This window comes from Kitasatospora sp. NPDC004272, assembly GCF_053603035.1.
This window is the reverse complement of record NZ_JBSGET010000240.1, coordinates 1-6,678: the sequence shown is the minus strand read 5'-3', so window position 1 is coordinate 6,678 and position 6,678 is coordinate 1. Positions and strand designations below refer to the sequence as shown.

Genomic DNA, 6,678 nt, shown 5'->3' with positions numbered 1-6,678 from the left:
AGCCCTCGTACTGGATGTACTTGGGTTTTCGGCCGGTGCGGCGAGAGTGCGTGCCGGGCGTCGCGACGGGCGAAGGTCGCCTGACGCGGCACTAGACGCGCGTCTCCCGCCCCGCGCGGGCGCCTGCTCGTCCCCACGCGCCCCCTCGTGGTTTGGCCGTGCCCCGCCAGGGGCAGTCTCGGCTGGAACGAGGGGGCGTCGCCGTGTCCGCAGAGCGCGAACCACCCCGGGCCGGGCCGGGGCCGAGCGGGCGTCAGGAGCGCCCGCCGGCAAGTTTCTTGCCGCTCCCTGGTCCACCCCTGCCGCCGCGGCGGGCCGCGGCCTACGCTGAGCGGCCCGGGGTGCCGACGGGCGGGCCCCTCCCTTTCCTCGATGTAACGCTGCGTAACACGCGTGCAATGAGGACCATGCGCCGGACCGCCGGCCGCCACCCCCTCCGGGACGTCCCCGCAGTACCGCACCCGAACCATCCCGTGTCCGATTATCGGACGCACGTGACCAGCCCACGATCCCCGGACAAACCTGTCCGATAATCGGTGAACCCTTGTGTGACCTGGGAGTTGAGCAGGAGGGAGATCCACTACTCGGGACGGATCCCGGAACCCGGTGATCCACCTGGGGTTTTGGACCATGATGTGAGATCAACATCCGCCGTGGTCATAACAAGAGAATCACAGCCTCCCCCGTCCCACTGCCCGAGTCGGCACGGGCGGTCTAGAGTCACGCCCAGTCACCGCGCCGTCCGGTTCCCGGGTCGGCCGCCGCGACCCGGCACCGCCTGCCCTGTGCGCGTGTCCTCCAGATCCAGAAGGAGACCCTCGTCGTGCGAAAGAGCTCACTTCTTGTCGTGACCATTGCCGTGGCGGGGGCGCTCACCCTGTCCGCCTGCGGTTCGCGGGGCGGCAAGTCCGACTCCGGCGCGGACAACGCGAGCAGCGGCGGCAAGGGGGGCAGCGTCAAGGTGGTGATCGGCATCGACGCGCCGACCAGCGGCAGCCTGTCCGCGCTGGGCCTGGGCATCAAGAACTCGGTGGACCTCGCGGCCAAGCAGGCCAACGCGAAGAACTACGTCCCCGGCGTGACCTTCGCCATCGAGGCCAAGGACGACCAGGCCAACCCGACCACCGGCAAGCAGAACGCCACCGCGCTGGTCGACAGCAAGGACGTGGTCGGCGTGGTCGGCCCGCTCAACTCCAGCGTCTCGCTGACCATGCAGAAGGTCTTCGACGACGCCAAGCTGGCCCAGGTCTCGCCCGCCAACACCAGCCCCGACCTGTCGCTGGGCCCGGACTGGGGCAGCGGCAAGTTCACCCGCCAGTACCAGTCGTACTTCCGCACCGCCACCACCGACGTGGTGCAGGGCAAGTTCGCCGCCCAGTACCTGTACAACGACGCCAAGAAGACCAAGGTCTACGTCGTCGACGACAAGAAGACCTACGGCGCGGGCCTGGCCGCCATCTTCGCGGACGAGTTCAAGAAGCTCGGCGGCACCGTGGTCGGCACCGACCACATCAACCCGGGCGACAAGGACTTCTCCGCCATCGCCACCAAGGTCGCCTCGGCGGGCGCCGACTCGGTGTACTACGGCGGCGAGTACCCGGACGCCGGCCCGCTCAGCGACCAGCTGAAGAAGGGCGGCGCCAAGGTCCCGCTGTTCGGCGGCGACGGCATCTACGACCCGGAGTTCGTCAAGCTCGCCAACGGCAACGGCGAGGGCGACCTGGCCACCTCGGTGGGCGTCCCGGTCGAGGAGCTGGACACCGCCAAGGAGTTCGTCGCCAACTACACCGCGGCCAAGTACCCGGAGCCGTACGCGGCGTACGGCGGCTACTCGTACGACGCCGCCTGGTCGATCATCGAGGCGGTCAAGGCCGCGGTCGAGCACAACGGCGGCAAGGTGCCGTCCGACCTGCGCACCCAGGTGCTGGCCGAGCTCGGCAAGGTGAAGTTCACCGGCGTCACCGGCCCGGTCGCCTTCGACGAGTACGGCGACACCACCAACAAGCAGCTGACCGTGTACAGCGTCCAGGGCGGCGCCTGGAAGAAGGTCAAGAGCGGTACGTACAGCGGCTGATCCGCACCGCACCTCCCCGCAAGACAGCCGTGTGGCGGAGGGCACCACAAGTGCCCTCCGCCTTCTCGTACCCCCCTATCCACGGAGGCCCGCGGTGCACGAACTGCCGCAAAACCTGGCCAACGGACTGATGCTCGGCCTGATGTACGGCCTGATCGCCATCGGTTACACGATGGTCTACGGCATCGTCCAGCTCATCAACTTCGCCCACGGCGAGATCTTCATGGTCGGCGGCTTCGGCGCGCTGACCGCCTACGCGGCGCTGCCGCACGGCACCTCCCTCTGGCTGGCGCTGCCGGTGATGATCCTCGGCGGTGTGATCGCCTCCGTGCTCACCGCCACCGCCGCCGAGCGCTTCGCCTACCGGCCGCTGCGCACCGCGCCCCGGCTGGCGCCGCTGATCACCGCGATCGGCCTGTCGATCGCGCTGCAGCAGGTGGTGTGGGCGTTCTACCCGGACGGCAAGAAGGCGCTGTCCTTCCCGCAGTTCGGCGGCGACCCGATCGGCCTGGGCTCCTTCCACCTGCAGCGCAACGACCTGTTCCTGCTGGTGGCGGCGCCGCTGTGCATGCTGGTGCTGGCCGGCTTCGTGCGGCTCACCCGCACCGGCCGGGCCATGCAGGCCACCGCGCAGGACCCGGACACCGCGAAGCTGATGGGCATCGACACCGACCGGATCATCGTGGTCGCGTTCGCGCTGGGCGCGGCCTTCGCCGCCGTCGCGGCGGTCGCGCACGGGCTGCGGTACGGCCAGGTCGACTTCGCGATGGGCTTCCTGGCCGGTCTGAAGGCGTTCACCGCGGCCGTGCTGGGCGGCATCGGCAACATCTACGGCGCGATGCTGGGCGGCCTGGTGCTGGGCGTCGCCGAGTCGATGGCCACCGCCTACGTGCAGGACGTCCCGGGCATGCACCAGCTCGGCGGCGGCGCCTGGGCCAACGTGTGGGCGTTCGTGCTGCTGATCGTCGTCCTGCTGGTGCGGCCGCAGGGCCTGCTCGGCGAGCGCGTCGCGGATCGGGTGTGAGCGCGATGACCGAGACGACGACCCACGAGAGCACCACCCACGAGACCTCCCCGGTCCTGCCGCTGCCCGCGCACCTCGCGCCGGTCGCGGCGGTCGGCGGCGGGGTGCTGGCCGCCGCCTCCGCGGCGATGTCCTGGACCTGGACGCCGGACTTCCCCGGCGACCTGACGTACTACGGCTCCCCGGCCGGCCTGCAGTGGCTGGCGCTGGCCGGCGGCGTGCTGACCGCGCTGCTGGCGCTGGCCCACCGCGGGCTGAAGGGCCTGCGCTGGCTGAACCCGTCCGGCAGCGCGAACGGCGTGCTGTTCGCCGCGCTCGGCACCCTCGCGGTGTGCTGGTACGCGGCGGGCTCGATCGCCGTCGAGCTGGACGGCCTGGTCAACCTGGACCCGGGCGGCTGGCTGGCCGCGGTCGGCTCGCTGCTGGCCGTGCTGGGCGCGCTGGGCCTGCCGCTGGACCGCCGGCGCACCGTCCGCCACGCCGAGCTGCACTGGGGCCTGTACGCGGTCCTGGTCGTCTCCGCGGTGCTGCGGCAGGGCCTGGGCCAGGGCTGGGCGCTGCACGCGGTGCCGCCCGGCATCCGGCCGCTGTTCACCGGGAACCTGTGGTTCTTCGTGGCCCTGCCGGCCGCGATCGCGGCGCTGCGGCTGTGGCGGCTGCTGGACGGGTGGCTGCGGATCGGCCGGATCGAGCGCCCGCTGCCCGCCGCCCGCCCGCTGCCCGGCTGGGCGGAGATCCTGCTGGTGACCGCGGTGTTCGCGGTGGGCCTGGGCGTGGTCGAGTTCGGCATCTCCACCGAGTACGGCGAGCTGTTCATCGGCTTCCTGCTGCTGACCGGCTTCGGCACCGCGGCGCTGTTGGCGTCCGGCGCGGTGGGCCGGCTGCGCGAACTGACCTCCCGGCACCGGGCGGTGACCACGGGCGCGGCGTTCGCCGCGGCGGGCGCGTTCCCGTTCACCCAGAGCAGCGAGACGTACGTGCTGATCGGCACCAACATCCTGATCTTCGCGACGGTCGCGCTCGGCCTGAACGTGGTGGTCGGCCTGGCGGGCCTGCTGGACCTCGGCTACGTGGCCTTCCTGGGCGTGGGCGCGTACGCGGCGGCGCTGGTCTCGGGGTCGAAGTTCTCGGTCTTCCGGGACCTGCACCTGCCGTTCCCGGTCGCGGTGCTGATCGGCGCGCTGGCGGCGCTGGTGTTCGGCGTGGTGATCGGCGCGCCGACGCTGCGGCTGCGCGGCGACTACCTGGCGATCGTGACGCTGGGCTTCGGCGAGATCTTCCGGATCGCGATGAACAACCTGGACGGCAGGTCGGGCCCGAGCCTGACCAACGGCCCGAACGGCATCGCGGCGATCCCGGACGTCAGCCTGTTCGGCTTCGACTTCGGCGAGGCGCACGACTTCGGGGCCCTGCACCTGGGCAAGAACGGCAACTACCTGCTGCTGATGCTGGTGGCCACCGCGGTCGTGGTGACGGTGTTCGCGCGGGTCGCCAACTCCCGGATCGGCCGGGCCTGGGTGGCGATCCGGGAGGACGAGACGGCGGCCGAGGCGATGGGCATCAACGGCTTCCGGGTGAAGCTGATCGCCTTCGCGCTGGGCGCGACCCTGGCGGGCCTGGCCGGCGCGGTGCAGGCGCACGTGTCGGGCGCGGTCTCGCCCGACCAGTACCTGTTCACCGGGCCGACGCCGCCGAACTCGGCGTTCCTGCTGGCCGCGGTGATCCTCGGCGGCATGGGCACCATCAGCGGCCCGCTGGTGGGCGCAGCGCTGCTGTTCCTGATCCCGGCGAAGCTGGAGTTCCTGCAGTCCTACCAGCTGCTGGCGTTCGGCCTGGCGCTGATCCTGCTGATGCGCTTCCGGCCGGAGGGCCTGATCGCGGGCCGCCGGCAGCAGTTGGAGTTCCACGAGGTGCAGCTGCCCGCGCAGGCCGCCCCGGCCGACGACGTACCGACCAAGGCGGGGGCGTGAGCACCGTGAGCACCGAGACCGAGACCGTTCCGACCCCCGAGCCGCTCGCCGCCCCCGTGCTGGAGGCCGCCGGCGTGGTGATGCGCTTCGGCGGCCTGACGGCCGTGAACGACGTGGACCTGACGGTCCGCCAGGGCGAGATCGTCGGCCTGATCGGCCCGAACGGCGCCGGGAAGACGACCTTCTTCAACTGCCTGACCGGGCTGTACGTCCCGACCGAGGGCACCGTGAAGTACAAGGGCCGGGTGCTGCCGCCGAAACCGCACCTGGTGACGCAGGCCGGGATCGCCCGGACCTTCCAGAACATCCGGCTGTTCGCCAACATGACGGCGCTGGAGAACGTCCTGGTGGGCCGGCACACCCGCACCAAGGAGGGGCTGTTCTCGGCGATCCTGCGCGGCCCGGGCTACCGGCGGGCCGAGGCGGAGGGCCGGGAACGGGCCCGGGAGCTGCTGGAGTTCTGCGGCCTCGGCGCGAAGGCCGACCACCTGGCCCGCAACCTGCCGTACGGCGAGCAGCGGAAGCTGGAGATCGCCCGGGCGCTGGCCTCCGACCCCGGCCTGCTGCTGCTGGACGAGCCCACGGCGGGCATGAACCCGCAGGAGACCCGGGCCGCCGAGGAACTGGTCTTCGCGATCCGGGACCTGGGCACCGCGGTGCTGGTGATCGAGCACGACATGAAGTTCATCTTCAACCTGTGCGACCGCACCGCCGTGCTGGTGCAGGGCCGCAAGATCGTCGAGGGCGACCGGGAGACCGTCCAGAACGACGAACGGGTCGTCACCGCCTACCTGGGGGCCCCGCTCGAAGGAACCACCGCAGCTCAGGAGGACGGCCAGTGACCGCTCTGCTGGAGGTCGAGGACCTCCGTGTCGCCTACGGCAAGATCGAGGCCGTCAAGGGCATCTCGTTCACCGTCGAACAGGGCGGGGTCACCACCCTGATCGGCACCAACGGGGCCGGCAAGACCACCACCCTGCGCACCCTGTCCGGGCTGCTGCGGCCCACCGCGGGCAAGGTACTGTTCGACGGGCAGGCGATCGACACGGTGCCCGCGCACCGGATCGTCGCCCTGGGCCTGGCGCACTCCCCCGAGGGACGGCACATCTTCCCGCGGATGACCATCGAGGAGAACCTGCTGCTGGGCGCCTTCCTGCGGCGCGACGCGGCGGGCATCGCCGAGGACGTGGAGCGGGCCTGCACGCTGTTCCCGATCCTCGCCGAGCGCCGCAAGCAGGCCGCGGGCACGCTGTCCGGCGGCGAGCAGCAGATGCTGGCGATGGGGCGGGCGCTGATGTCCCGGCCCAAGCTGCTGATGCTGGACGAGCCGTCGATGGGCCTGTCGCCGCTGATGATGCAGAAGATCATGGCGACCATCGTGGAGCTGCGGGCGGCGGGCACCACCATCCTGCTGGTGGAGCAGAACGCGCAGGCCGCGCTGTCGCTCTCGGACCGGGCGTACGTGATGACCACCGGCCGGATCACGCTCTCCGGCACCGGCGCGGACCTGCTGCGCGACGAGTCGGTGCGCCGGCAGTACCTCGGCGAGGACTGACCGCGCCGCCCGCGCGCGAGCGCCCCCGCCCGGAGCGGTCCGGGCGGGGGCGCTC

General features: G+C 71.5%; 5 protein-coding genes. All 5 read left to right on the top strand.

Annotated features, from left to right (window positions below; genetic code table 11):
* Positions 1-823: 823 nt before the first annotated feature.
* Entirely contained in the window at positions 824-2,074 is a 1,251-nt protein-coding gene (locus ACWEO5_RS37610; RefSeq protein WP_452166575.1) for a branched-chain amino acid ABC transporter substrate-binding protein, read from the top strand.
* Positions 2,075-2,168: 94 nt separating this feature from the next.
* Entirely contained in the window at positions 2,169-3,098 is a 930-nt protein-coding gene (locus ACWEO5_RS37605; protein WP_344551843.1) for a branched-chain amino acid ABC transporter permease, read from the top strand.
* 5 nt (positions 3,099-3,103) lie between these two features.
* Positions 3,104-5,068, top strand: a complete 1,965-nt coding sequence (locus ACWEO5_RS37600; RefSeq protein ID WP_452166574.1) for a branched-chain amino acid ABC transporter permease — start codon at positions 3,104-3,106, stop codon at positions 5,066-5,068.
* 80 nt (positions 5,069-5,148) lie between these two features.
* A complete protein-coding gene (locus ACWEO5_RS37595) occupies positions 5,149-5,910 on the top strand; it encodes an ABC transporter ATP-binding protein (protein ID WP_344551943.1) in 762 nt (253 codons plus the stop codon).
* The gene (locus ACWEO5_RS37590) at positions 5,907-6,623 is read left to right on the top strand and encodes an ABC transporter ATP-binding protein (protein ID WP_344551841.1); all 717 of its coding nucleotides are present in this window, start codon (positions 5,907-5,909) and stop codon (positions 6,621-6,623) included. The genes ACWEO5_RS37595 and ACWEO5_RS37590 overlap by 4 nt, the downstream gene beginning before the upstream one ends.
* Positions 6,624-6,678: the final 55 nt, after the last annotated feature.

Bases quoted from the DNA above. Each gene is read 5' to 3' on its own strand.
- ACWEO5_RS37600 (WP_452166574.1), top strand. From the start codon at position 3,104: ATGACCGAGACGACGACCCACGAGAGCACCACCCACGAGACCTCCCCG.
- ACWEO5_RS37595 (WP_344551943.1), top strand. From the start codon at position 5,149: ATGCGCTTCGGCGGCCTGACGGCCGTGAACGACGTGGACCTGACGGTC.